Origin of the sequence: Streptomyces sp. WM6378, assembly GCF_001279695.1 — a bacterium.
Lineage (GTDB): Bacteria > Actinomycetota > Actinomycetes > Streptomycetales > Streptomycetaceae > Streptomyces.
Window position 1 is genome coordinate 1 of record NZ_LGDD01000221.1, and the last position, 319, is coordinate 319.

1 protein-coding gene is annotated in these 319 nt (G+C 65.8%); it reads right to left on the reverse strand.

Translation table 11 applies throughout. From position 1 onward, the window contains the following. Positions 1–106 precede the first annotated feature (106 nt). A partial coding sequence (locus tag ADK54_RS47560; RefSeq protein ID WP_234392118.1) for a hypothetical protein occupies positions 107–319 on the reverse strand: 213 nt, incomplete at its 5' end.

The window sequence follows — 319 nt, forward strand, 5'->3', positions numbered from 1 at the left end:
GCCTGGCGGACTCGCTTCGCTCCCCCGCCAGCTTTCCAGCTTCGCCTCCAAGCTCCAGGCCCGCTACGCGGGCCAGTCTGGCTACCAAGAAGTGGGAGCGCTTGGGTCAGGCAGGGTCTTGTTTGCCCGGCGGGGTCCAGGACTGCACCAGGGGCGGCGGGCCCTCGAATGCGCCGCGGAGCTTCTCCTTCAGACTCTTCGGCGGTGCTTCCTTCTCTGTTCGCGAGTGCATCAGCCGCGCCGTAGCCACCCGTACATGACACTCATACTGACGCTGTCTCACAACCACCACCCAGGTACCGTCCTGAGCGAGGAACGG